The organism is Vibrio sp. 10N.261.51.A3 (assembly GCF_041471965.1).
Lineage (GTDB): Bacteria > Pseudomonadota > Gammaproteobacteria > Enterobacterales > Vibrionaceae > Vibrio > Vibrio crassostreae_C.
In genome coordinates this window covers 1-965 of sequence record NZ_JBFRPK010000103.1, presented here as the reverse complement: position 1 = coordinate 965, position 965 = coordinate 1, and the positions used below count along the sequence as shown (strand labels likewise).

General features: G+C 42.2%; 1 protein-coding gene. It reads right to left on the bottom strand.

Features of this window, described 5'->3' with window-relative positions; all coding sequences use genetic code 11:
- The coding region (locus AB4371_RS20950) for an ISAs1 family transposase (protein WP_372150610.1) at positions 1 to 965 on the bottom strand (965 nt) is incomplete at both ends.

The window sequence follows — 965 nt, the reverse complement described above, 5'->3', positions numbered from 1 at the left end:
CTTGCTCTCGACGTATCCGACATTCATCTTCTTTAAAACCAACGTCTAATCGCCAGTGCATCTGATTTTCAATGCTCCAATGTGCTCGCGTGCTCTCTAGTAAAGCTTTAGCCGTTAGTTTTGCTGAGCTTATGTAGTGCTTGATTTGCATTGTTTCTGCTGGCTTATCACCTTCTTGACGAATTGAAACGACCATACCAATTGTGGAGAGTTCAGCCCAATCAAACGCTATATAGCCTAAGAAATCTGTATTGTGAACAACCATACTCAAACGCGTTTCTGTACGACCATGCCCTTTCTCTTGAGTGACGTATTTATCACCTTCAAAACTATTAATCATACTAGAATTAAACACTTGGCTAATCGCTTGCTCCAATCGTTTTTGATTACCTTTTACCGCTAAGAGATAATCTGCATCTTGAGCGACTATCTTTTCAGCTATATCCTTCTGGCATCCCATAGCATCAATAGTCACTAAACAACCTCGCAAGGAAAGCATTTCAAGCAGTTCAGGGATCGCTTTTATTTCATTGCTTTTATCCGCAGTCTTCACTTGTCCTAGTACAACTTGGTTTGCTGCACTAAAGGCACTAACCATATGGATTGCACCACAACGCTTGTCTTTGTTGTATGTGCCTCTGAGAGTTTTGCCGTCGATAGCAATCACTTCACCCTCTGTCGTCTCATGACAGTCTTTCATCCACGCAGTAAAGCATCGTTGCAGTTGCTTGGCGGAAATAAGATTGATAACTCGGGCAATGGTATCGTGTACTGGTATGCCTTGTTTGAAATCACCATACTGCCTAAGCCATTCCAAGTTATCTTCACCAAAATCTTCAATATCCTCCCAACCTTCAGCACCAGCAATCACTGCTGCAATTGTTAAGAAGATAATGTCGGTTAGCGTGTGCTCTATTTTCCAAGCTTGGCGAGGGTCTCGAATAACTGAAATATGGTCCAAAAGG